Origin of the sequence: Paragemmobacter straminiformis, from assembly GCF_014243445.1 — a bacterium.
Classification (GTDB): Bacteria; Pseudomonadota; Alphaproteobacteria; order Rhodobacterales; family Rhodobacteraceae; genus Paragemmobacter; species Paragemmobacter straminiformis.
In genome coordinates this window covers 51,952-74,193 of sequence record NZ_JACLQD010000001.1, presented here as the reverse complement: position 1 = coordinate 74,193, position 22,242 = coordinate 51,952, and the positions used below count along the sequence as shown (strand labels likewise).

General features: G+C 66.2%; 20 protein-coding genes. 10 read left to right on the top strand and 10 right to left on the bottom strand.

What is annotated here, in order from left to right; all coding sequences use genetic code 11:
• The first annotated feature begins 86 nt into the window (after positions 1 to 86).
• Genes H7F16_RS00340 through thpR form a run of 3 tightly spaced genes read left to right on the top strand, consistent with a single transcriptional unit; the run spans position 87 to position 2,256 of the window.
• Positions 87 to 617 carry a glutathione peroxidase gene (locus tag H7F16_RS00340; protein ID WP_185795571.1) on the top strand — a complete coding sequence of 177 codons (531 nt, stop codon included), beginning with the start codon at positions 87 to 89 and terminating at the stop codon, positions 615 to 617.
• The gene (locus H7F16_RS00335) at positions 551 to 1,720 is read left to right on the top strand and encodes an acetoin utilization protein AcuC (protein ID WP_185795570.1); all 1,170 of its coding nucleotides are present in this window, start codon (positions 551 to 553) and stop codon (positions 1,718 to 1,720) included. Before H7F16_RS00340 ends, H7F16_RS00335 begins: the two co-directional genes overlap by 67 nt.
• Entirely contained in the window at positions 1,717 to 2,256 is a 540-nt protein-coding gene (thpR, locus tag H7F16_RS00330) for an RNA 2',3'-cyclic phosphodiesterase (protein ID WP_185795569.1), read from the top strand. The genes H7F16_RS00335 and thpR overlap by 4 nt, the downstream gene beginning before the upstream one ends.
• Positions 2,257 to 2,280: 24 nt before the next feature.
• Here the strand turns inward: thpR and H7F16_RS00325 are convergent, their stop codons facing one another.
• The 7 genes from H7F16_RS00325 to H7F16_RS00295 form a co-directional block, all read right to left on the bottom strand.
• Positions 2,281 to 3,693 carry an amidase gene (locus tag H7F16_RS00325; protein ID WP_185795568.1) on the bottom strand — a complete coding sequence of 471 codons (1,413 nt, stop codon included), beginning with the start codon at positions 3,691 to 3,693 and terminating at the stop codon, positions 2,281 to 2,283.
• Positions 3,694 to 3,758: 65 nt separating this feature from the next.
• A complete protein-coding gene (locus tag H7F16_RS00320; RefSeq protein WP_185795567.1) occupies positions 3,759 to 4,784 on the bottom strand; it encodes an extracellular solute-binding protein in 1,026 nt (341 codons plus the stop codon).
• Between the two features lie 43 nt (positions 4,785 to 4,827).
• Positions 4,828 to 5,631, bottom strand: a complete 804-nt coding sequence (locus H7F16_RS00315; protein ID WP_185795566.1) for an ABC transporter permease — start codon at positions 5,629 to 5,631, stop codon at positions 4,828 to 4,830.
• Positions 5,624 to 6,541 (bottom strand): ABC transporter permease, encoded by a 918-nt coding sequence (locus tag H7F16_RS00310; RefSeq protein ID WP_185795565.1) that lies wholly within the window; start codon positions 6,539 to 6,541, stop codon positions 5,624 to 5,626. The genes H7F16_RS00315 and H7F16_RS00310 overlap by 8 nt, the downstream gene beginning before the upstream one ends.
• 2 nt (positions 6,542 to 6,543) lie before the next feature.
• Positions 6,544 to 7,593, bottom strand: coding sequence for an ABC transporter ATP-binding protein (locus H7F16_RS00305; RefSeq protein WP_185795564.1), 1,050 nt, complete (start codon positions 7,591 to 7,593; stop codon positions 6,544 to 6,546).
• A 94-nt stretch (positions 7,594 to 7,687) separates the two neighbouring features.
• Positions 7,688 to 9,118, bottom strand: a complete 1,431-nt coding sequence (locus H7F16_RS00300; RefSeq protein WP_185795563.1) for an amidase — start codon at positions 9,116 to 9,118, stop codon at positions 7,688 to 7,690.
• Positions 9,119 to 9,422: 304 nt separating this feature from the next.
• Entirely contained in the window at positions 9,423 to 9,719 is a 297-nt protein-coding gene (locus H7F16_RS00295) for a DUF6476 family protein (RefSeq protein ID WP_185795562.1), read from the bottom strand.
• Here H7F16_RS00295 and H7F16_RS00290 point away from each other — a divergent pair.
• The 6 genes from H7F16_RS00290 to H7F16_RS00265 all read left to right on the top strand — a co-directional run bounded on the left by H7F16_RS00290 (position 9,718) and on the right by H7F16_RS00265 (position 15,566).
• On the top strand, positions 9,718 to 10,776 hold the full coding sequence (locus tag H7F16_RS00290) for an RluA family pseudouridine synthase (protein ID WP_185795561.1): 1,059 nt from the start codon (positions 9,718 to 9,720) through the stop codon (positions 10,774 to 10,776). The two genes, H7F16_RS00295 and H7F16_RS00290, sit on opposite strands and share 2 nt — an antisense overlap.
• A gap of 330 nt (positions 10,777 to 11,106) precedes the next feature.
• A complete protein-coding gene (gene rpoH, locus H7F16_RS00285) occupies positions 11,107 to 12,003 on the top strand; it encodes an RNA polymerase sigma factor RpoH (RefSeq protein ID WP_185795560.1) in 897 nt (298 codons plus the stop codon).
• Between the two features lie 366 nt (positions 12,004 to 12,369).
• Positions 12,370 to 13,068 (top strand): phosphatidylserine decarboxylase, encoded by a 699-nt coding sequence (locus H7F16_RS00280; RefSeq protein WP_185796583.1) that lies wholly within the window; start codon positions 12,370 to 12,372, stop codon positions 13,066 to 13,068.
• Positions 13,069 to 13,073: 5 nt separating this feature from the next.
• The gene (pssA, locus tag H7F16_RS00275; RefSeq protein WP_185795559.1) at positions 13,074 to 13,835 is read left to right on the top strand and encodes a CDP-diacylglycerol--serine O-phosphatidyltransferase; all 762 of its coding nucleotides are present in this window, start codon (positions 13,074 to 13,076) and stop codon (positions 13,833 to 13,835) included.
• Positions 13,835 to 14,458, top strand: a complete 624-nt coding sequence (locus H7F16_RS00270) for a class I SAM-dependent methyltransferase (RefSeq protein ID WP_185795558.1) — start codon at positions 13,835 to 13,837, stop codon at positions 14,456 to 14,458. Before pssA ends, H7F16_RS00270 begins: the two co-directional genes overlap by 1 nt.
• Positions 14,459 to 14,582: 124 nt before the next feature.
• Complete coding sequence (locus H7F16_RS00265; RefSeq protein ID WP_185795557.1) at positions 14,583 to 15,566, top strand: Gfo/Idh/MocA family protein; 984 nt, start codon at positions 14,583 to 14,585, stop codon at positions 15,564 to 15,566.
• A gap of 164 nt (positions 15,567 to 15,730) precedes the next feature.
• Here the strand turns inward: H7F16_RS00265 and H7F16_RS00260 are convergent, their stop codons facing one another.
• The 3 genes from H7F16_RS00260 to H7F16_RS00250 form a co-directional block, all read right to left on the bottom strand.
• On the bottom strand, positions 15,731 to 17,557 hold the full coding sequence (locus H7F16_RS00260; RefSeq protein WP_185795556.1) for a M3 family oligoendopeptidase: 1,827 nt from the start codon (positions 17,555 to 17,557) through the stop codon (positions 15,731 to 15,733).
• Positions 17,558 to 17,718: 161 nt separating this feature from the next.
• A complete protein-coding gene (locus tag H7F16_RS00255) occupies positions 17,719 to 19,329 on the bottom strand; it encodes an ATP-dependent DNA ligase (protein WP_185795555.1) in 1,611 nt (536 codons plus the stop codon).
• A 115-nt stretch (positions 19,330 to 19,444) separates the two neighbouring features.
• On the bottom strand, positions 19,445 to 20,461 hold the full coding sequence (locus H7F16_RS00250; protein ID WP_185795554.1) for a ligase-associated DNA damage response exonuclease: 1,017 nt from the start codon (positions 20,459 to 20,461) through the stop codon (positions 19,445 to 19,447).
• Positions 20,462 to 20,848: 387 nt separating this feature from the next.
• Here H7F16_RS00250 and H7F16_RS00245 point away from each other — a divergent pair, with 387 nt between their 5' ends.
• Positions 20,849 to 22,240, top strand: coding sequence for a circularly permuted type 2 ATP-grasp protein (locus H7F16_RS00245; RefSeq protein ID WP_185796582.1), 1,392 nt, complete (start codon positions 20,849 to 20,851; stop codon positions 22,238 to 22,240).
• Positions 22,241 to 22,242 lie beyond the last annotated feature (2 nt).

Sequence of the window (22,242 nt, the reverse complement as noted above, 5' to 3'; positions counted from 1 at the left end):
GCTGCGGCCACGTTTGTCGCAGCTTTGGCGTTTGACGGCGGCGGTTCGGGGCTTATCTAGCAACAGAGATGAACCCGGAGACAGACATGCGCACCCTTGCCAAAGCCTTTGCCGCCGCCCTTGTCAGCGCCGCAGCACTGCTGCCGGTTCCTGCGCTGGCCGGATACAGCTTCCCCTCGATCGACGGGGGAAAGATCGATCTGGACGATTACAGGGGCAAGCCGGTGCTGGTGGTCAACACCGCCTCGCTTTGCGGGTTCGCGCCGCAGTTCGACGATTTGCAGGCCTTGCAGGATGAATATGGCGCCAAGGGGCTTGTCGTGCTGGCGGTGCCGTCGGACGATTTCAACCAGGAGCTGGGCGATGGCAAGGCGGTCAAGGAGTATTGCGCGACCAACTTCGACCTGACCATTCCGATGACCGACATCACCCATGTCACCGGACCCGAGGCGCATCCGTTCTATGCCATGCTCAAGGCCGATCACGGCTTCGAGCCGAACTGGAATTTCAACAAGGTGTTGCTGGACGGGCAAGGCGGGGTCGTGGCGACATGGGGCAGCCTGATGCGGCCCAATGCAAGTGCCGTGACGCGCAAGATCGAGGCGCTGCTGCCGTGACAGGCGGCGAGGCGCTGTTCATCGGCGCCGAGGTCTATCGCGGCTCGTCCTATGGCGGGGCGCATCCGCTGCGTATTCCGCGCGTGCCGGTGGTGATGGATCTGGCGCGCGCGCTGGGCTGGCTTGACGGGCGCTATCGCACCAGCCCCAAGGCGAAACCTGCCGCTTTGACCGCCTTTCACACGCCCGAGTATATCGCAGCCCTTCTGCGGGCCGAGGCGGAGGGCGCTGTCGATGCCGGAACGCGGGCGCGCCACCAGATCGGGACGGCGTCGAACCCGGTTTTTCCGCAGATCTATTCGCGGCCCGCGACGGGGGCGGGGGGCGTGCTGCTGGCTGCCGACATGTTGGCGCAGGGGGCGGGGCGCATTTACGTGCCGGGCGGCGGGACGCATCACGGGATGCCCGACCGCGCCAACGGTTTCTGTTATCTGAACGATCCGGTGCTGGGGATATTGTCCTTTCTGCGGGCGGGGTTGCGGGTGGCCTATGTCGATATCGACGCGCATCACGCCGACGGGGTGGAGCCGGTCTTTGCGGGGCGCGACGATGTGCTGATGATCTCGGTCCATGAGGAGGCGCGCTGGCCCTTTACGGGGGCACTTGCCGAGGATGCGGGGGGCAATGCCTTCAACCTGCCGGTGCCGAAGGGGTTCAACGATACGGAAATGCGGGCGGTGCGCGAGGAGTTGATCCTGCCGCGCGTGGCGGCGTTCCGGCCCGATGTCATCGTGTTGCAGGCAGGGGCCGACAGTCTGCTCGAGGATCCGCTGTCGCGGCTGTGCCTGTCGAACCGCGCCTATATCGGGGTGTTGCGCGGGCTGTTGCCGCTGGCCGAGCGGTTCCTGCTGCTGGGCGGGGGCGGCTATAACCCGTGGTCGGTCGGGCGCTGCTGGACGGCGCTTTGGGGCGTGCTGGCGGGGTTCGAGCTGCCGCTGCGCCTGCCCGAGGCGGCCTGCGCCGTGCTGCGCGGCCTGTCGTGGAACGGCGGCGGGCGGGCGCTGCCCGGGGCCGCGATGATGGAGACCTTGCTTGACCCCGCGCGCGAGGGCATGTTGCGCGACGAGGTGAAGGCGCGGCTGGAGGCATTGGCACGGCGATGATGCGGGTGTTTCTGGCGCTGCCCCTGCCCGAGGCGGTGATGTCTGCGCTGCGGGTGCAGCAGTTCCTGCTGCCTTTGCCCAAGTCGGTCGAGCCCGAGGGGTTCCACCTGACGCTGGTGTTTCTGGGCGAGGTGCAGGATTGGGCGCTCGAGGCCGCGCATGAACGCTTTGCCGAGGTGCGGGTGCCGCCGTTCGAGCTGCGCTTGCAGGGGTTGGGGCTGTTCGGCGGGGCCAAGCCCAAGGCCGCCTGGGCCGGGGTGGCGGCGTCCGGGCCGCTGGTGCGCCTGCAGGCCAAGCTGGAGCGGGCGGCGCAGGTGGCCGGGATCGACTGCGCGGCGCGCAAGTTCGTGCCGCATGTGACGCTGGGGCGCTTTGCCCCGCCGCCTCCGGACGAGGCGATGCGGCTGGAACGCGCCGTGGCGCTGGGCGGAGGGTTCGCGACCGATCCTTGGCAGGTGGACCATTTCTGCCTGTTCCAGTCGCATCTGTCGCCCAAGGGGGCGCGCTATGACGAACTGTTCCGCTACGATCTGTAGGACGGGTCTCTAAAGGTCGGGCTGCTAGAGGACGGGCGGGCGGCGGTTCGGCCAGTCGGTCGCCATGTGGTAGCTGTGGCCAAGCGCAAGGCAGGCCGCGTCGGTGCCGAAACGGGTGACGAGCTGCATGCCCATCGGCAGGCCGTTCTGCCCGAAGCCCGCGGGGATGTTCAGCGCGGGCAGGCCAAGAAGCGAGACGGGAATGACCACCTCCATCCAGCGGTGATAGGTGTCCATCGGATGGCCGTTGATGGATTGCGGCCAGCGCCATTCGACGGGGAAGGGCCAGACCTGCGCCGTCGGCATGACAAGGGCGTCATAGCGGTCGAAAAGGCGCGCGGCATGGGCATACCAGCGCGAGCGGATTTCCGAGGCGGCAAAGACCGCGTCGGCAGAAAGGCCGAGGCCCTGCTCGATCTCCCACAGGGTTTCGGGCTTGAGCTGCGCGCGCTTGGCCGGATCGTCGTAAAGCGCGCGCTTGCCGTTCGAGTTGAGCATGGCGCGCAGCGTGGTCCAGGCGAACCACAGCTTTTCGGCGGGGAAGGGCGGGGTAAGCGCCTCGACCGTGGCGCCGAGGTCGGCAAAGGTTGCAAGCGCCGTTTCGCAGAGCGGCAGGATGCCGTCCTCGCACCGGTAGGCGCCGCCCCAGTCGCCAAGCCATGCGATGCGCTTGCCGCGCAGGTCGCTGTGCAGCCTGTCGGCAAAGGGTTCGGCAGGGCGGCCGAAGGGCACGGCGGGGTTTTCGCCCGCTTGCACGGCCAGAAGGCGGGCGATGTCCTCGACGTTGCGGGCCATCGGGCCTTCGGTGGCGAGTGTGGCGAGGTAGGTGTCGCCCTCGGCATCGGCAGGGACAAGGCCGTAGCTGGGGCGGAAGCCGTAGACGTTGCAGAAGGCGGCGGGGTTGCGCAGCGATCCCATCATGTCCGAGCCGTCTGCCACCGCCACCATGCGCGTGGCAAGCGCCGCCGCGGCCCCGCCCGAGGACCCGCCCGCGCTGCGCGACAGCTCATAGGGGTTGCGCGTCGCGCCGAAGACGGGGTTGAAGCTGTGCGAGCCGTGGCCCCATTCGGGCGTATTGGTCTTGCCGATGAAGATCGCCCCCGCCGCGCGCATGCGGGCGGCCAGAAGATCGTCGGCTTGCGGGATGTGCCCGGCATAGAGCGGCGAGCCCCATGTGGTGCGGATGCCCTTGACGGCCAACAGGTCCTTGACCGCCATCGGGATGCCGTGCAGCCAGCCTGCGGGCGCCGCATCATCGGCGGCGCGGGCCTGATCCATCAGCGCATCGGCATCGGGCATCGAGACGATGGCGTTGACCGAAGGGTTCACCGCAGCGATGCGGGCCAGGGTGGCTTCCATCAGTTCGGAGGGTTTCACCTCTCGCCCCGCTATCAGCCGCGCGAGGTCAGAGGCGGAAAGCCCGCACAGATCCTGCATGTTCATCCTTGCCCAAATACTCCGGGGGAGGTCCGGAGGGGGCTGGCCCCCTCCGGCGTTGGTCATCACTTCTGGAGTTCGGTCCAGATGGCGGTGATGTAGTCCTGCGCCTTGCCGGTGCAGGTCTTGAGGAACACGCCCTTCGACTTGAACTCTTCGGGGATGTTGATTTCGGGCGCGTCCTTCATGTCGGCGGGCATGAATTCGCCCGAGCCCGAGATGCCGTTGGCGTAGCGCGCGAAGCCGGAAATCAGCGCGGCGTTTTCCGGCAGTTCGATGAAGTCGAGGAATTTATACGCCTCTTCCACGTTCTGCGCGTCGGCAAGCAGCATGACCTGATCCATGAAGATCGGGAAACCCTCTTTCGGGAAGCCGAATTTCACATCGGGGTTCTGCAGGCGCGAGCGGAAGATGGCGCCGTTCCAGTAGACCGAGGCCATGACGTCGTTGGTCGCCATCTTCTCGGTCATGCCGTAGTCCATCGACACCCATTTCGGCTTGGCTTCCAGCAGCTTGTCGCGGACCTTCTTCATCAGCTCGGGGTCTTCCGAGCAAAGCTCGCCGCCCAGATACATGGTGGTGAGCGAGATGATGTCGTTCATCTCGGGGGTCACGTTGACCTTGCCGACCAGTTCGGGCGGCGGGTCGAGGAAGATGGCCGAGGTGTTGATGTCGCCGGAATAGACGGTCTGGTTGACGGCCATGCCGGTCAGGCCCCACTGCCACGGAACCGAGTATTTGCGGCCCGGATCGTAGTCGACATTGACCCATTCGGGGGCGATGTTGCCGTGGTGGGGCAGCTTGGACAGGTCGAGTTCCTGCACGAGGCCCTTTTCGACGTAGATCGGCACGTAGTTGGCCGACGGCACCACGAGGTCGAAGCCGTGGCCGCCCGCCTCGATCTTGGCAAGGGCCGTGTCGTTGCTGTCGTAATCGGTGACGGTGACCTTGATCCCCGTCTCTTTCTCGAATTTCGCAAGCAGTTCGGGGCTGGTGTAGTCGCCCCAGTTGAAGAGTTGCAGCTCTCCCTCGGCTTGCGCCATCGCGGCGGTGGCGAGAAGCATCGCCGTGGCTGTCAGCAGTCTTTTCATGGTCTCAGGCTCCCGTTGGTTTCTTATTGGCAGAGTGTCGTTGTCAGTCTTTCTTGCGGGTCAGCAGGAAGAAGGCGGTCAGAAGCACGACCGTAAGTCCCAGCAGCACCGTGGAAATGGCGTAGACCTCGGTCGTGATCTGGCGGCGGATCTGGCCCAGCATATAGGTGGGCAGCGTGTCCTGACCGGCGGATTTGACGAAGAGGGTGATGACCACATCGTCAAGCGAGGTGACGAAGGCCAGCATGAAGCCCGCGATCATGCCCGGCAGCAGAAGCGGCAGGGTGACGAAGCGGAAGGTCTGCCACGGGCTGGCATAAAGGTCGGCCGCGGCGGATTCGAGCGTGAGGTCCATGCCTTCGAGCCGCGCGCGGATGGGCAGATAGGCAAAGGGAATGCAGAAGGCCGCATGGGCGGTGACAAGGTAGCCCAAGCCCTGATAGCCGGTCAGCACCTTGATCTGGGCAAAGAAGATCAGCAGGGCCACGGCGGTGACGATTTCGGGCACCATCAGCGGCTGGTTGATGACGACATAGATGAAGGTCTGGCCCTTGAACGCTTTCCTGCGCGTGGTGCCAAGTGCCGCGGCGGTGGCGACCACGGTGGCCACGCTGGCCGCGACGACCGCAATGACGAGCGAGCGCAGGGTCGCGTCTTTCACATGGTCGTTGGCCCATGCCTTGACGAACCATTGCAGGGTAAAGCCCTCGAACGAGGCGACGGATTTGCCCGCGTTGAAGGAAAAGGCCACAAGCATGAGGATGGGCAGGTAAAGCGCCACGAAAACAAGCATCGCGGTGGGGGTGAAGCCCGGCAGGCGCGAGACGGAGAAACCGCGGTCAGCCATGGTTCACCTCGCGGTCGCGGTTGGCGAAGCGGACATAGACCAGCAGGGCGGCGGTCACGATGACGAGCAGCGTCACCGAAAGCGAGGCGCCGAGCGGCCAGTTGCGGCCCTGACCGAATTGCAGTTCGATGAAGTTGCCGATCATCATCTGCTTGCCGCCGCCAAGGATGCGCGGCGTGACGTAAGCCCCCAGTGCAGGCACGAAAACGAGGATCGAGCCTGCGATGATGCCCGGTTTGACGATGGGCAGGATGATGCGGCGCAGCACCTGCCAGCGGCTCGCATACAGGTCGTAGCCCGCTTCCAGAAGGCGCATGTCGAAACGGTCGATGGCGGCAAAGAGCGGCAGCACCATGAGCGGCAGGTAGACATAGGTCATGCCGACGAAGACCGCGAAATCGGTGTAGATGATCTCGAGCGGCCGGTCGATCACGCCAAGCCACAGCAGCAGCGTGTTCAACAGCCCTTCGGAGCGGATGATCTCGTTGATCGCGAAGGTGCGGATCAGCAGGTTGGTCCAGAAGGGGATGGTGATGAGGAACAGCCAGAAGGCGCGTTGCTTCTGCGGGCGCGTGGCGATGAACCATGCGGTGGGAAAGCCCACGGCAAAGGTGAAAAGAGTCGTCAGGGTCGAGAGTTTGACCGAACGCCAGAAGATCGACAGATGCGCGTCGGCAAGGACGAGGGTGTCGTCGAAGATGTCGCGGGTGAAGAGGATGCCGCGCCATGCATCGAGGCTGAAGCCCCATTCCACGTTGCCGTATTTGCCCGGCAGCAGGAAGGAATAGACCACGACGATCAGGAGCGGGCCGATGGCGCCAAAGGCCAGAAGCACCAGCGCCGGGGTCGAGAGCAGCCAGCCTGCGCGGGTCGAGGCGGCGACTTGGCGGGTTTCGGCTTCGCTTGCCAAGGTCAGTCCTCCAGCACTTGGGCCGCGGCGGGCTGGAAGCGCAGGCCGACGCTGTCGCCCGTTCTGACGCCCGCTTCGCCCGAGGCGGGGGACTGGACGCGGACGACGACCTCGGCCCCGTCGGACAGCGCCATGTGGCAATGCGTGTCGGTTCCGAAATAGACGAGCGAGGTGACGGTGGCGGGGATCGCGCCCGCGTCATCGGCGGGGGTGATGCGGATCTGTTCGGGGCGGATCGTCAGGGTGACCGAGGGTTTCGCCGTCGTCAGCCCCTCGACCACCGCGCCGCAGCCGAGTTGCAGCCCGCCCGCAACGGGGGTGGCGGGCAGGAAGTTCGTCTCGCCGATGAAGCTTGCAACGAAGCGGTTGACGGGCCGCGTGTAGATGTCTTTCGGGCTGCCCACCTGTTGCAGTTTGCCCGCACTCATCACGCCGATGCGGTCGGACATGGTGAGGGCCTCTTCCTGATCGTGGGTGACGAAGACGAAGGTGATGCCGGTTTCCTGTTGCAGGCGTTTGAGTTCCACCTGCATCTCTTTGCGCAGTTTGAGGTCGAGCGCGGACAGGGGTTCGTCGAGCAGCAGCACCTTGGGCTTCGGCGCCAGCGCGCGGGCAAGCGCCACGCGCTGTTGCTGGCCGCCGGAAAGCTGGCTGGTCTTGCGGTTGGCCATCGGCTCGAGTTTCACGAGGGCGAGCATCTCGGCGGTGGTCTTTGCCACCTCGGCCCTGGGGCGGCCCTGCATTTCGAGGCCGAAACCGATGTTCTGCGCCACGGTGAGGTGGGGGAAGAGCGCGTAGCTCTGGAACACGGTGTTCACGGGCCGCCGGTTCGGCGGCAGGTCGGTGATGTCGACCCCGTCGAGCAGGATGTGCCCCGCGGTCGGCATCTCGAACCCGGCGATCAGGCGCAAGAGCGTGGTCTTGCCGCAGCCGGAAGGCCCGAGCAGGGTAAAGAATTCACCTTTGTTTATGGTGATCGAGACATCGTCGAGGGCGCGGACGATGTGGTCACCCTGACCGAAAGCCTTCACCGTGTGGCGGGCCTCGATCATGCTTTGCGTCGCTGCGGTCAAAGCGGCGGTCTCCCCGTATTTTTGATCATATTAGGACCGTCGATTCGCCGTAATGCAAGCGTTATACGCGCGTTCACCCCGCCATAGGCGCACGTCGGGCGGCCCAGGGGGTTGCGCGCTCAAGTTCTGCGCATAGGGCGATGAGGGTTTCGTCCTGTCCGAAAGGTGCCGCAAGGTGGATGCCGATGGGCAGGCCCGTGTCGGATTGGCCCAAGGGAACCGAGGCCGCGGGTTGGCCCGAGGCGTTGAAAACGGCGCAGAAGGGGGAATAGGGGAATACCCCGTCCGGCCCCATGCGGAAGGCGACGTAATCATCGGTCTTGTGCGAGAAGCGGCCCACCAGCGCGGGCGGTTCGGCCAGGGTTGCCGACAGGATGATGTCGAACCCCTCGATGGCGCGGGCCATCTGGCGGCCGAAGTCGTGGATTTCGCCCACGGCTTGCAGGTAGCGCGTGGGGTGGAGGGTTTCGGCATGGGCCAGCGCCCCGCGCGAGACGCCCTCGACAAGCGCGGCCGCGTCGCGGCCCCCGAGCGCGGAGCGGACGGAAAGGGCGGTGCCGATGCCGACGATGTCGGTCCATGCGCGCATCATCATCGGCACGTCGGCCTTGGGGCAGCCGGGGGTGACATGGTGGCCGAGGTCCTCGAGCAGTTTGCCTGCGGCGCGGACGGCGGAAGCGACCTGCGGGTCGATGGCGGTGCCGGTGAAGGTGGTGTCGCAGAGCATCACGCGCAGGCGGCGCGGCGGGCGGCTGATGGCATCGGCATGGCTGCGCAGCAGGGGCGGGGCGACATAGGGCGCGCCGAGGTCGGGGCCCATGCAGGCGTCGAGCATGGTGGCCGTGTCGCGGACCGAGCGGGTCAGGAAGCCGTCGATGGCCATGCCGGCCCAGCCCTCGCCGGCATAGGGGCCGTCGGGCAGGCGGGCGCGGGTGGGTTTGAAGCCGAAAAGCCCGCAGCTCGAGGCGGGGATGCGGACCGAGCCGCCCCCGTCCGATCCATGGGCGAAGGCCACGATGCCCGCCGCAACCGCCGCCCCCGCGCCCCCTGACGAGCCGCCCGAGGTGTGGTCGAGGTTCCACGGATTGCGCGTCGGCCCGCCGTAGACGGCGGATTCGGTTGCGGCACCGATGCCCATCTCGGGGCTGGTGGTGCGGCCGAAGGTGACGACGCCGGTGGCGCGCATCCGTTCGAAGATGGCCGAATCGCGGGCGTATCGCGTGTTGGCCAGCAGCCGCGAGCCGTTGTGGCTGGGAAAATCGATGGCCTCTGCCCCGAGGTCCTTCAGCAGGAAGGGCACGCCGCGGAACGGGCCGTGCGGCAGGCCGTCGGCAATGGATTTGCGGGCGGTTTCTTCCTGGACCAGCACGACCGCATTGATCACGGGGTTGCGTTTGGCGGTGGCGGCAAGGGCTGCGTCAAGCAGTTCCGAGGGGCTGACATCGCCGCGCGCGACCCAGTTTGCCAGTTCGGTTGCATCTTCCGCGCCGAGGTCGCCGATCATGTCGCTTCTCCTGTTGGTCGCGGCAAGGGTGGCGGCAAGGGCGCGCGAGGTCCAGCCCCGATGCGGCGTGGCCGGGTCGGTTTCCGGCGTTTCGGGGGGGGAAGGGGCAAGGTCTGATCGCGGGGCGGCACCGGCGGCCGGCGGAGCGGGGGGCCGTCTGCCCCCCGCGCCCCCCGAGAGTATTTGTGCAAGGCTGAAAGGGCGGAGGCGCGCCCTTGGCCCTTTCATGCTCGTCCAAATATCCTCGGGGGGAGGCGGCGAGGCGATGCCGCGGCGGCGGGGGGCGGACAGCCCCCCTTGCGCGTCAGTCCAGCGGCACGCTTTTGCGGAAGGTGCCGTCGCGGCCAAAGACCAGAATGCGCCCGTCGGTCGTGGTGATGACCATGTAATCGGTGCCGAGGGTGAAGGATGCGGCCTGCGCCCCGTCGGGCAAGGTCAGGTTTTCGGGAAGCGGAATGGTGTTGCCGTCCGGCATGCGGGTGACAAGCACGGCCACGATGGTTATGACACCCCCGATCATCGTGATCATCAGAAGGATCACGAGCGCCTTGAGAAATTTCAGACCCGGCGTCAGACCGGTAACCTGCGGAGCGTCGTCCATGCCAGCCCTTTCCGAGACGGATGCCCGTTTGACCGTGGTGATCGGGGAAAACCCGCCTGACCGTCTTGATAAGGCGCTGGCGCGCGAGGTGCCAGAGGAAGCGGCGCTGTCGCGGTCGCGGTTGATGAAGATGATCGCCGAGGGGGACGTGCTGCGCGAGGGCGTCGCGGTCACCGATCCCAAGACGAAGGTGGCCGAGGGGGAGGTGTTCACCCTCATCCTCGCGCCGGCCGAGGAATATGACGCCCTGCCCGAGGATATTCCGCTGGCGGTCATCTACGAGGATGCGGATCTGGTGGTGATCGACAAGCCGGCGGGGATGGTGGTGCATCCCGCCCCCGGCACGCCGCATGGCACGCTGGTCAATGCGCTTCTGCATCATTGCGGCGACAGCTTGTCGGGGATCGGCGGAGAGAGGCGGCCGGGCATCGTGCACCGGATCGACAAGGACACGACGGGGTTGCTGGTCGTGGCCAAGACCGACCGCGCGCATCACGGCCTTGCCCGGCAGTTCGAGGACCATTCGGTCACGCGCCATTACATCGCGCTTGTCCACGGCACGCCCGATGCCGCCGACCCGCGCCTGCGCGGGATGAAGGGGGTGACCTTCGAGACCGGCGGCATCGTCCGGATCGCCACGGGCCTTGCGCGGCATAAGACCGACCGCCAGCGGCAGGCGGTCGTCTGGGACGGGGCCGGGCGGCATGCGGTGACGCGGGCGCGGGTTCTGGAAAGCTATGGCGGGCGGCAGGCGATGGGCGGGGCCGCGCTGGTGGAATGCTGGCTGGAAACGGGGCGGACGCACCAGATCAGGGTGCATATGGCCCATGCGGGGCACGGCCTTTTGGGCGACCAGACCTATGGCGGCAAGCGGCGGTTGTCTCCCAAGGCGGTGGGCGATGCGGCGGCGGCCCTGGGCAACGCCTTTGCGCGGCAGGCGCTGCATGCGGCCTCGCTTGGCTTCGACCATCCGGTGACGGGCGCGCGGATGGAATTCGAGGCCCCTCTGCCCGACGATCTGGCGGCACTGGTCGAGGCGCTGCGGGCAGGCGTGTGAAGGCGGTCTGCCAGTCGGGCGCCGTCAGACGGGCGCGGGCGGTCTGGGGCGGGCGTTCGGGGGGAACGGCAGGCAGAGTCGGGCGTTGGGTCGGCGCATGTGCCGCGCATCTGTGCACATGTCCGGCGCAAACAGCGCCGGCGGATGCTGAAACAATCGCTGACATGTGCGTGAGCGCACCGAAGCGGGCCTTGGGTCGCAACGGAATGGTCACCATCTTGCGTTAAAATCTGGAATGCGCGGCGGTCTTGCAAGCGACGCCGGGCTTTCCTAACTTAGCCGATCCCGCCGGGGCTTAGAAAAGACCGGGGGACAGAGAGGGGGCACGACATGAGCACCTATACCAACCTTCCGGCGCCGAGTCCGGAACAGGGGCTGAACCGCTACCTGCAGGAGATCCGCAAGTTTCCCCTGCTGGAACCGGAAGAGGAATACATGCTGGCCAAGCGCTGGGTCGACCACGAGGACGCGGGCGCGGCACACCAGCTGGTCACAAGCCACCTGCGGCTCGCCGCCAAGATCGCGATGGGCTATCGCGGCTATGGCCTGCCGCAGGCCGAGGTGATCTCGGAGGCGAATGTCGGTCTGATGCAGGCCGTCAAGCGCTTCGATCCCGAGCGCGGCTTCCGGCTTGCGACCTATGCCATGTGGTGGATCCGCGCGTCGATCCAGGAATACATCCTGCGGTCGTGGAGCCTTGTGAAACTGGGCACCACCAGCGCGCAGAAAAAGCTGTTCTTCAACCTGCGCAAGGCCAAGGCCAAGCTTGGCGCTCTCGAGGAGGGTGACCTGCGCCCCGAGAATGTCGCGCAGATCGCCAAGGACCTGTCGGTGACGGAAGAGGAAGTCATCGACATGAACCGCCGCATGGCCGGGGCAGATGCCTCGCTGAATGCGACGGTCGGGTCCGATGGCGACGGGTCGACCCAGTGGCAGGACTGGCTGGAGGACGAGGACAGCGATCAGGCGGGCGCCTATGCCGAGCGCGACGAGCTTGACACGCGGCGCGCCCTGCTGACGCAGGCCTTTTCGGTGCTGAACGAGCGCGAGCGCGACATCCTGATGCAGCGCCGTCTGGCCGACACGCCCGTCACGCTGGAAGAACTGTCGGAAAGCTATGGCGTGAGCCGCGAGCGCATCCGCCAGATCGAGGTGCGCGCCTTTGAAAAGCTGCAGGTGCGGATGCGCGAACTGGCCAAGGGCAAGGGCATGGTCGTTCCGGGCTGAGCCTGCCCCTTGCCCCGGCAAAGACGGGGGGCCAGCCCCTCCGCCGCCCGACCCACCCCGCCTATTTTGGCAAGCGCTAATGGGCAAAGGCGCGGCTTTCCGGCCTGCGCCTTTTCTTTTTTGTGCGTCACCTTTGCCCAAATACTCTCGGGGGGTGAGCGCCAGGGGCGCGAGGGGGGCAGACGGCCCCCCTTTGGCGGGAGGCAGCGGGGCGGGGCGGTTTGTCGGGGTGGTTGCGGGGGCGGGATTGCATTATCTAACCCCGTGAACCCGTCGGGCCGCCGTGTCTGACGTTTTTTCGTGATGAAGCGTCGTTTCCGGTTGCCCGTTCGGGGGGCAGCCGTTACGACGCCCGAACCCGGAGTGATGCCGATGACGATGCTTGAGACTTTCCTGAAGCCGATGCACCGCGAGGGTTATCCCTTTGTCGCGGCTTTCGCCGCCGTGACGCTGGTCCTGTTCTGGGTCTGGGAGCCGCTGGGCTGGGTTGGCGTCGGGCTGACGGTCTGGTGCTATTACTTCTTTCGCGATCCGAAACGCGCCGTGCCGCTGAATGCGGGGCTGATGGTCTCGCCCGCCGACGGGGTGGTGTCGCTGATCGAGCGGGCCGTGCCGCCGGAAGAGCTTGGCATGGGCCCCGAGGCGCTGATGCGGGTGTCGGTTTTCATGTCGGTATTCAACTGCCATGTGAACCGCGCGCCGATCGCGGGGCGTGTGGCGGAAATCGCCTATCGTCCGGGCAAGTTCCTGAATGCGGCGATGGACAAGGCCTCGATCGACAACGAGCGCAATTCGCTGCGGATCGACATGGCCGATGGCCGCTCGATCGCGGTGGTGCAGATTGCCGGGCTGGTGGCGCGGCGGATCGTCTGCTTCGCCGTCAAGGGGCAGGAGTTGCGCACGGGCGAGCGGTTCGGGCTGATCCGCTTCGGGTCGCGGCTTGACATCTACCTGCCCGATGGCGTGCAGCCGCAGGTGGCGCTGGGCCAGAACTGCGTGGCGGGCGAAACCGTGATCGCGGTGCTGGGACAGGAGACGCCGCAGCGCATGGCGCGGATGGAGTGACGGGAATGGACGCGCCCCACAACGCGCCGACGCCGCGCCGCAAGCTGCATATCCTCCAGCTTTTGCCGAACCTCGTGTCGATCCTTGGCCTGTGTTCGGGGCTGACGGCGATCCGCTTCGCGGTCGACGGGCGCTATGCCACGGCGATTGCGCTGATCGGGCTGGCGGCGGCGCTCGATGCGCTTGACGGGCGTCTGGCGCGGATCCTGAAATCGGAAAGCGCCATCGGGGCCGAACTGGACAGCCTTGGCGATTTCGTCAATTTCGGCGTCACCCCGGCGATGGTTCTCTATTTCTGGGGGCTGAAGGGGGAGGCGTCGCTCGGCTGGATCGCGGCTTTGATCTATGCCATCTGCTGCATGTTGCGGCTGGCGCGGTTCAACGTGGGCAACAAGGCCGCGGTCGGGGCCGAGCCTGCGGAACGCACCACCTTTATCGGCGTTCCCAGCCCTGCGGGGGCGATGCTGGTGCTGGCGCCGATGTATCTGTCGTTCTGCTGGTATGGCGGGCTGAAGGTGCCCGGGGCGGCCATCGCGATCTGGATGGTGGCGATGGGGGCTTTGATGATCAGCCGCATCCGCACGCCCTCGCTCAAGCGGGTGACGGTCTATGCCGAGAACGCGAAGTATTATCTGGTTGGCGGGGCGGCGGTGGTTGCCGCGCTGCTGACCTATCCTTGGGTGACGCTGCTGGGGCTGGCTGTGGCCTATCTGGTGGCGATCGGGTTCCTGTGGCGGCGTGAAGTCGCGGAAAGAAAGGCGCATTGATGGATATTCAGGCCGTTCGGAAATCATACGCGCTTTGGGCGCCTGTCTATGACCTGACCTTCGGGCGGGTCACGGGCGTCGGGCGGCGGCGTGCGGTTTCGGTGCTGAACGGTCTGGGGGGGCGGGTGCTGGAAGTCGGGGTCGGCACGGGGCTGGCCTTGCAGCACTATGGCGCGGGTGTCGAGGTGACGGGGATCGACGCTTCGGCCGAGATGCTTGAGAAGGCGCGCGAAAAGGTGGCCGAACTTGGGCTTGGCCATGTGGCGGCGCTGCGCGAGATGGATGCGCGGCGGATGGATTTTGCCGATGGCAGCTTCGATTCCGTGGCGGCGATGCATATCATGTCGGTGGTGCCCGAACCCGAACGGGTGATGGCCGAGATGGTGCGCGTGCTGCGCCCCGGCGGCACCTTGCTGGTGGTGAACCATTTCGCGCGCGACCCGTCGGACAAGGGCCTGCTTGCGACGCTCGAGGACTGGGCGGCCCCCTTGGCGAACCTGATCGGCTGGCATTCGGATTTCCGCCGCGAGGTGGTTCTGGGCACCAAGGGCGTCACGCTGGTCGAGGAAGCCTATCTGCCGCCTTTCCGCATGATGACCCTGTTGCGCCTGCGCAAGGACTGAGCGGCGGCGGGCATCGGGCCCGCCCGTCGTGCCGGACCCCGCGCAAGGGCATGGCGTGGCCGCGCTTGCGCCCGCCGGCGCTTGGCAATAGCGTCCGCATCACAATCCTTGGGAGGAAACCGCGATGAAAACCGTCCGTTGGGGCGTGCTTGGCAACGCCAAATTCGCACGCGAGCAGATGGCGCCCGCCATCCATATGGCCGACAATGCCGAGTTGGTGGCGCTTGGCACCTCGAAGCCCGGAGCGGCGGAAGGCTGGGATTTCTGCCCCTCGCTGAAACAGATGAGCTATGCCGAGTTGCTGGCCGACCCGACGATCGACGCGGTCTATATTCCGCTGCCGAACCACGTGCATGTGGAATGGACGCTGAAGGCGGTGGCGGCGGGCAAGCATGTGCTGACCGAGAAGCCGATTTCGATGACCGCCGCAGAGATCGACCAGTTGATCGCGGCGCGGGACAAATCGGGGCTGCTGGTGGCCGAGGCCTATATGATCGTGCACCATCCGCAATGGATCCGCGCGCGCGAACTGGTGCAGGGCGGGGCCATCGGCAAGCTGAAGCATGTGGATGCCTTTTTCAGCTACAACAACGAGGATGAGCCGGAAAACATCCGCAACCGCCCCGATACGGGCGGCGGCGGTATCCGCGACATCGGGGTCTACACCTATGGATCGGCGCGCTTCGTGACGGGGGCCGAGGCGGTGGACCTGTCCTGCCGGATGATCCGCGAGAATGGCGTCGATGTCTGGGCCGAGGTCGATGCGATCCTGCAAGGGCCGCTGGGACGCGCGACCTATACCGCCATGACCTCGATGCGGTTGCAGAACCGGCAGGAGGTGACGTTCCACGGCGACAAGGGCTTGCTCAAGGTGGCGAACGGGCCGTTCAACGCGAACCTTTTTGCCGAGGCGCGGATCGAGTTGCACAACGGGCAGACGGTGACGAGCGAGCGTTGGCCCGCGGCGAACCATTACAAGTTGCAGGTCGAGAATTTCGGGCGTTCGCTGCGGACGGGTGCCGCCTATCCCTGCCCGCTGGAGTTCACCATCGGCACGCAGAAGATGATCGACGCGGCCTTTGCCACGGCGCGGGAGATTTCGCTTTAGGGCGATTTTTCTGCGAAAAATCCCGCCCCTTCTTGGGGCGGGGTATTTGCCTGACCCGGCGAGGAGGGGGGCCAGCCCCCCGATCGGCCCATGGCCGATCCCCCCCGGAGTATTTCTTGCAAGGCTGAAAGGGCGCGGGGGGTATCCCGCGCCTTTTTGCTGTGTCAGTCTTCCATCGCCTCGAGTTCGTCGATGAAACCCGCGATCATGGACAGGCCCTTGTCCCAGAACTTCGGGTCCGAGGCGTCGAGGCCGAAGGGGGCGAGAAGGTCCTTGTGGTGTTTCGAGCCGCCCGCTTTCAGCATGTCGAAGTATTTGGTCTGGAAGTCGGGCAGGCCATCGGCATAGGCGGCATAGAGCGCGTTCACGAGGCCGTCGCCGAAGGCATAGGCATAGACGTAGAAGGGCGAGTGGACGAAATGCGGGATATAGGCCCAGAAAGTCTCATACCCGTCCATGAAGTCGAAGGCATCGCCGAGGGATTGGGCCTGAACGCTCATCCACAGGGCGTTGATGTCGTCGGGGGTGAGTTCCCCTGTCGCCCGTGCGGCGTGGAGTTTGCATTCGAAATCGTAGAAAGCGATCTGGCGCACGACCGTGTTGATCATGTCCTCGACCTTGCCGGCGAGGAGGGTCTTGCGCTCGGCGGGGGTTTTGGCGTTGTCGAGGAGTTTGCGGAAGGTCAGCATCTCGCCGAAGACGGATGCGGTTTCGGCAAGGGTGAGGGGGGTGGAGGAAAGGAGTTCGCCCTGGCCTGCGGCGAGGACCTGATGCACGCCGTGGCCGAGTTCATGGGCCAGCGTCATCACATCGCGCGGTTTGCCCAGGTAGTTGAGCATGACATAGGGGTGGACGGTGGTGACGGTCGGATGGGCAAAGGCGCCGGGGGCTTTGCCGGGTTTCACGCCTGCGTCGATCCAGCCCTTTTCGAAGAAGGGCTTGGCAAGGTCGGCCATTTCGGGGGCAAAGGCGCCGTAAGCGTCCATCACCATGCTGCGGGCGGTGTCCCAGTCGACGGTTTTCGGATTTTCGATGGGCAGGGGGGCGTTGCGGTCCCAGATTTGCAGCTTGTCCAGCCCCATCCATTTCGCTTTCAGTCGGTAGTAGCGGTGCGAGAGTTTGGGATAGGCCGCGACCACGGCATTGCGCAGGGCTTCGACAACCTCGGGTTCGACGTGGTTGGAAAGGTGCCGCGCGGTCTGCGGGTTCGGCATCTTGCGCCAGCGGTCCTCGATCTCTTTCTCTTTGGCCAGCGTGTTGTGGACGCGGGCGAAGAGTTTGATGTGCTTGTCGAACACCTCGGCCAGCGCGCGGGCGGCGGCTTCGCGCTTGCTGCGGTCGGTGTCGGTGAGCAGGTTGAGGGTGGCTTCGAGGTTCAGCTCCTCGTCTTCGCCCGCGACCCTGAACATGAGGCCGGCCATGGTTTCATCGAAGAGCCGGTTCCATGCGGCCGAGCCGACGGTGGACTGGTCGTGGAGGAACTTCTCAAGCTCGTCCGACAGCTGGTAGGGGCGCATGGCGCGCATGCGGTCGAACACCGGCTTGTAGCGGGCAAGGTCGGCGTTCTGCGCCAGCAGCCCTGCAAGGTGGGCTTCGTCGAGGCGGTTGAATTCCAGCGTGAAGAACACGAGCGGCGTGGTGAAGGTGGTGATCTTGTCCTGCGCGTCGGCCATGAACTTGGCGCGCTCGCTGTCCATCGTGTTCTGGTAGTAGCGCAGGCCCGCGAAGGACATGATGCGGCCCGCGATCACGTCGATCTGTTCGTATTCCTTGACGCAGGCGAGAAGGGCGGCTGCGTCGAGGCTGGCGAGTTTGCCTTCGTATCGGGCGGCGAAACCGGCGCAGGCCGTTTCAAGCCAGCCCATGTCGCGGGTGAATTCGGGCGCGTCCGTGGCGGGGTAAAGGTCGGTCAGGTCCCAGTCGGGAAGCTTGCCAAAGGCTCCGCCTGCGGCGTTGGCGTCGAAAACGGGGCGGGGAAGGGGAAGCGTCATTCGGCAAACCTCATCTAACGTGCTGGGATGTATCTAGGGGGCTGGGGCGGGAAGGTGCAAGTCACAGGGGCGAAATCTGCTCAACGCCCTGCCGCCTTTCATACTCGGACAAATATCCCACGGGGGGTGCGGGGGGTGTGAAACCCCCCGCTTCTGCCGGTTCAGCCCGAGGTGGCGGTCAAAAGCGCATGCAGGCTGGCCAAGGTGTCGATCCCGTCCACGCCCTTGTCACGCCGCCAGCGGGCCATGCGGGGGAAGCGCAGCGCCAGCCCCGATTTGTGGCGGGGGCTTTTCTGGATGCCCTCGAAGGCGATTTCGAACACCAGTTCGGGGGTGACGCGGCGGACGGGGCCGAAGCGTTCGAGCGTGTTCTTGCCGACCCAGCGGGTGATTTCGGCAAATTCGGCATCGGTCAGGCCGGAATAGGCCTTGGTGAAGGGGACAAGGTCGTTGCCGTCGCGCAACGCAAAGGTGAAGTCGGTGAACAGGCCCGCGCGGCGGCCGTGGCCGGATTGGGCGTAGATCATCACCGCATCGACCGACCACGGGTCGAGCTTCCATTTCCACCAGTCGCCGCGCTTGCGCCCCACGTGATAGGGCGAGGCGGCGCGTTTGAGCATGATCCCCTCGGCCATTTCACTGCGCGAGGTGGCGCGGGTTTCGCTGAGGCTGGCCCAGTCGGTGAAGGGGACGTCGAGAGAGAGGGCGATGGGGAGGGTTGGGGGGAGGTCTGCCAGTAGGGCGGCGAGGCGGGCGCGGCGGGTGTCATAGGGCAGGGGGCGGAGGTCCTGGCCGTTTTCCTCCAGGAGGTCATAGGCGAGGAGGCGGGCGGGGGCCTCGGTCAGCAGTTTCTTCGGCACGGTCTTGCGGCCGATGCGGGGTTGAAGTTGCGCGAAGGGAAGGGGGCGGTTTGACCCCCATGCGAGGATTTCGCCGTCGACCACTGTGCCTTGGGGCAGGAAATCCGCGAGGGGGGCGAATTCGGGAAAGCGGTCGGTCACCAGTTCCTCGCCCCGCGACCAGAGGGCGAAGGCCCCTGCGCGGTGGACGAGCTGGCCGCGGATGCCATCCCATTTCCATTCGGCGCGCCAGTCGGCGGGATCGCCAAGCGTTTCGGGGCCGCCTTCAAGCTGGGCCGCAAGGGCGAAGGGATAGGGGCGCGAGCCTGCGCCCGTGTCGCCCGTGCCCGTGTCGCCCGCGCCTGCGGTGAGGGCGGCGAAGGTGGTGGTCTGCGGCGACCAGTCGCCCATCAGGCGGTGGGCGAGGGTGGCTTCGTCCTGCCCCGTGGCCGTGGCCAGCGCCCGCGTCATCAGCCCTTGGGAGACGCCCATGCGGAAGCCGCCGGTCAGGAGTTTGTTGAAGAGGAAACGCTCGGTCGGGACCAGTTCGTTCCATGCAGCAAAGATGGCGGCGCGGCGCGCCTCGGGAGGGTGGCCGGTGAGGGAGGCGAGGAAGGTGATGGTCGCGGTCAGGCTGCGGTCGCTGGCGGTGGCGGGGGGCGGCAGGATATGGGCGATGGTTTCGGCAAGGTCGCCGGTGACGGCATAGGCCTCTTCAAAAAGCCAGAGGGGGAGGTGCGCGGCCTCGGCCGCCCAGAGGCGCAGTTCGGTCGCGTTGACGCTGCGCTTGGGGCGGCGGCCCGACAGGAGGGCGATGGTCCAAAGGCGGTCGGCTTCGGGGGCGGTCTGGAAGTAATGGGTCAGGGCCGCGAGTTTCGCGCCGGTCTTGGTCGTGCCGTCGAGGGCGGCAAAGAGGGTGGCGAAGGCTTTCATCGCGGGACCCTTGCGCAAAGGCCGGGGCGGGCTGTCTGCCCTCCCCGGACCCCTCCCGAGGATATTTGGGGCAAGAGGAACAGGGGGGGCTTCATGCAGGCGAGACGGGGGGCGGTCACGGGTGGGCCTCGGCTACGGGGGCGGTTTCCTCTTCTTCGTCGCCATAGGCGGTTTCGACGATGCCCGCGTCATAGCCCTGTTCGGCGAGCCAGCGGCGGAAGGGGCCGGTGTAGCCGTGGGTGACGAAGACGCGTTCGCAGCCCGTGGCGCGGATGGCGGTGTTGAGCCCGTCCCAGTCGGCGTGGTCGGAGACGGTGAAGCCCGTGCCGAGGGCGCGGCGGCGGCGGATGCCGCGCAGGGCCATCCAGCCCGAGGCAAAGGCCTCGTCCGCGTTCTGGAAGCGCCGTGCCCAGACGGAGCCTAAGGCGGAGGGGGGCGCTATGACCAGCGCGCCGGGGTGGGATCTGGCGTCGATGCCGGGGGTGACGCGGGTGGTTTCGGGCAGGGCATAGCCTTGGCTGCGCAGGATCGTGGTGACATCTTCGACAGCGCCGTGGGTGAGGATCGGCCCTTGCGGTGTCAGGCCCGCCATCAGGCGCTGGGCCTTGCCGAAGCTGTAGGCCCCGATGATCGAGGGGCGGCCGAGGGCGGCATTGGCAGCCCACCATGCGCCGATCCCGGCCATGACCTGCGCCTGTGGCTGCCAGCGGAACACGGGCAGGCCGAAGGTGCATTCGGTGATGAAGGCGTGGCACGGCACGGGGTCGAAGGCTTCGGCCAGACCGTCGGCTTCGGTCTTGTAGTCGCCCGAGACGACCCAGACCTCGCCCGCCCGCTCGACCCTGATCTGGGCCGATCCGGGGACATGGCCCGCGGGGTGGAAGCTGACGGTGACGCCGCCGATGCGCCGCCTTTCGCCATAGGCGATGCCGGAGGCGGTGATCTCGCCCAGCCGGTGGCGGATGACGGGGAGCGCCTGATGGGTGCAGAGATACTGGCCGTGGCCACGGCGGGCGTGGTCGGAATGGCCGTGCGTGACCAGCGCGCGCGGCACGGGGCGCCACGGGTCGATGAAGAAATCTCCGTCAGGGCAGTAGATGCCGCGGTCGGTGAAGGTGAGAAGCGCTGTCATGCGGGCAAGTGTAGTGCGCGCAGGGGAAAAGGCCAAACGGGGCGGGCTACGTGCGGTGGCGGGCAAAGGCCGGTCTGCCGCTTTTTGACCGTGGCCACTGTGGCCCTTGCTGCTTTCATGCTCGCAAAAATATCCTCGGGGGGCGGCGCGGAACGCGCCGGAGGGGGGCAGACGGCCCCCCTTTCGCGGGTGGGACGCGCTGCGGGACGGAGCGGTCATGCCATGCGCGCCGCGCCGGGGGTGCCGGGGGTGATGCACAAAAAATAGGCGAATGCTTCCGTCGCAGCCGCTTGGCGGTCCGCTTTCGCTTTCCCATGCCGGTTTCGGCTGATTAGATCGGGTCAACGACGGGTGCGGGGGCTGCGGGTGACGGATTATTTCAACGAGATGTATCAGGGCGGCGGCGTGCGGGTGCCCTATGCGCGGCTGGAAGACTGGATGCGGGCCATGCCTGCCGAATTGCGCAGCCTCAAGCAGGCCGAGGCCGAGGCGCTGTTCCGCCGCATCGGGATCACCTTTGCCGTCTATGGCGAGGGGGGCGATCCGGACCGGCTGATCCCGTTCGACATGTTCCCGCGGGTCTTTACCTCGGCCGAATGGGGCAAGCTGGAGAAGGGCATCAAGCAGCGGGCGCGGGCGCTCAACGCCTTTCTGGTCGATATCTACGGGCGGGGCGAGATCGTGCGGGCGGGGCGGATTCCGTCGAAGCTGGTCTACCAGAACGAGGCCTATGAAAAGGCCGTGGCGGGGATAAAGCCGCCGAAGGGGGTATACAGCCATATCGTGGGGGTGGACCTTGTCCGCACAGGGCCGGACGATTTCTTCGTCCTCGAGGACAATTGCCGCACGCCGTCGGGTGTGTCCTACATGCTGGAAAACCGCGAGATCATGATGCGGATGTTCCCCGATCTGTTCCGCGAGAACCGGATCGAACCCGTCGACCGCTATCCCGAACTGCTGCGCCGCACGCTGGCATCGGTCGCGCCCGAGAAATGCGAGGGTGAGCCGACTGTCGTCCTGCTGACGCCGGGGCATTTCAACAGCGCCTATTACGAGCATTCCTTCCTTGCCGATCTGATGGGGATCGAACTGGTCGAGGGGCAGGATCTGTTCGTGCAGGGGCCGTTCCTTTACATGCGCACGACCGAGGGGCCGCGGCGCGTGGATGTGGTCTACCGCCGGATCGACGATGCCTTCATCGACCCTTTGTGTTTCAGGCCCGATTCCATGCTGGGCGTGCCGGGGTTGATGGATGTCTACCGCTCGGGCGGGGTGTCGATCTGTTCGGCCCCCGGCGCGGGCGTGGCCGATGACAAGGCAGTCTATACCTTCGTGCCCGAGATGATCCGCTTCTATCTGGGCGAGGAGCCGCTGCTCAACAACGTGCCCACATGGCAATGCGGCAAGGAGGACGATCTGAAATATGTGCTGTCGAACCTTGGCGATCTGGTGGTCAAGGAGGTGCATGGATCGGGTGGCTACGGGATGCTGGTGGGGCCGAAGTCGAGCAGGGAGCAGGTGGAAAGCTTCCGTCACCGGATCATGGCGGACCCCGGAAACTACATCGCCCAGCCGACGCTGGCGCTTTCGACCACGCCGACCTTCGTGGCCGAAGGGGTGGCCCCGCGCCATGTGGACCTGCGGCCCTATTGTCTGGTGGGCGAGCGGATCGAACTGGTGCCGGGCGGGCTGACGCGGGTGGCGCTGAAGGAGGGGTCGCTGGTCGTGAACTCGTCGCAGGGCGGGGGCGTCAAGGATACCTGGGTGCTGGCGGAGTGATG

Excerpts from the sequence above, each read along its gene's own strand:
- H7F16_RS00325 (WP_185795568.1), bottom strand. The coding sequence starts at position 3,693 with ATGCAGGATCTGTGCGGGCTTTCCGCCTCTGACCTCGCGCGGCTGATA.
- H7F16_RS00340 (WP_185795571.1), top strand. The coding sequence starts at position 87 with ATGCGCACCCTTGCCAAAGCCTTTGCCGCCGCCCTTGTCAGCGCCGCA.
- H7F16_RS00305 (WP_185795564.1), bottom strand. The coding sequence starts at position 7,593 with ATGATCGAGGCCCGCCACACGGTGAAGGCTTTCGGTCAGGGTGACCAC.
- H7F16_RS00295 (WP_185795562.1), bottom strand. The coding sequence starts at position 9,719 with ATGGACGACGCTCCGCAGGTTACCGGTCTGACGCCGGGTCTGAAATTT.
- H7F16_RS00315 (WP_185795566.1), bottom strand. The coding sequence starts at position 5,631 with ATGGCTGACCGCGGTTTCTCCGTCTCGCGCCTGCCGGGCTTCACCCCC.
- H7F16_RS00260 (WP_185795556.1), bottom strand. The coding sequence starts at position 17,557 with ATGACGCTTCCCCTTCCCCGCCCCGTTTTCGACGCCAACGCCGCAGGC.
- rpoH (WP_185795560.1), top strand. The coding sequence starts at position 11,107 with ATGAGCACCTATACCAACCTTCCGGCGCCGAGTCCGGAACAGGGGCTG.
- thpR (WP_185795569.1), top strand. The coding sequence starts at position 1,717 with ATGATGCGGGTGTTTCTGGCGCTGCCCCTGCCCGAGGCGGTGATGTCT.
- H7F16_RS00320 (WP_185795567.1), bottom strand. The coding sequence starts at position 4,784 with ATGAAAAGACTGCTGACAGCCACGGCGATGCTTCTCGCCACCGCCGCG.
- H7F16_RS00250 (WP_185795554.1), bottom strand. The coding sequence starts at position 20,461 with ATGACAGCGCTTCTCACCTTCACCGACCGCGGCATCTACTGCCCTGAC.
- pssA (WP_185795559.1), top strand. The coding sequence starts at position 13,074 with ATGGACGCGCCCCACAACGCGCCGACGCCGCGCCGCAAGCTGCATATC.
- H7F16_RS00300 (WP_185795563.1), bottom strand. The coding sequence starts at position 9,118 with ATGATCGGCGACCTCGGCGCGGAAGATGCAACCGAACTGGCAAACTGG.
- H7F16_RS00245 (WP_185796582.1), top strand. The coding sequence starts at position 20,849 with ATGTATCAGGGCGGCGGCGTGCGGGTGCCCTATGCGCGGCTGGAAGAC.
- H7F16_RS00335 (WP_185795570.1), top strand. The coding sequence starts at position 551 with ATGGGGCAGCCTGATGCGGCCCAATGCAAGTGCCGTGACGCGCAAGAT.
- H7F16_RS00270 (WP_185795558.1), top strand. The coding sequence starts at position 13,835 with ATGGATATTCAGGCCGTTCGGAAATCATACGCGCTTTGGGCGCCTGTC.
- H7F16_RS00265 (WP_185795557.1), top strand. The coding sequence starts at position 14,583 with ATGAAAACCGTCCGTTGGGGCGTGCTTGGCAACGCCAAATTCGCACGC.
- H7F16_RS00280 (WP_185796583.1), top strand. The coding sequence starts at position 12,370 with ATGCCGATGACGATGCTTGAGACTTTCCTGAAGCCGATGCACCGCGAG.
- H7F16_RS00255 (WP_185795555.1), bottom strand. The coding sequence starts at position 19,329 with ATGAAAGCCTTCGCCACCCTCTTTGCCGCCCTCGACGGCACGACCAAG.
- H7F16_RS00290 (WP_185795561.1), top strand. The coding sequence starts at position 9,718 with ATGCCAGCCCTTTCCGAGACGGATGCCCGTTTGACCGTGGTGATCGGG.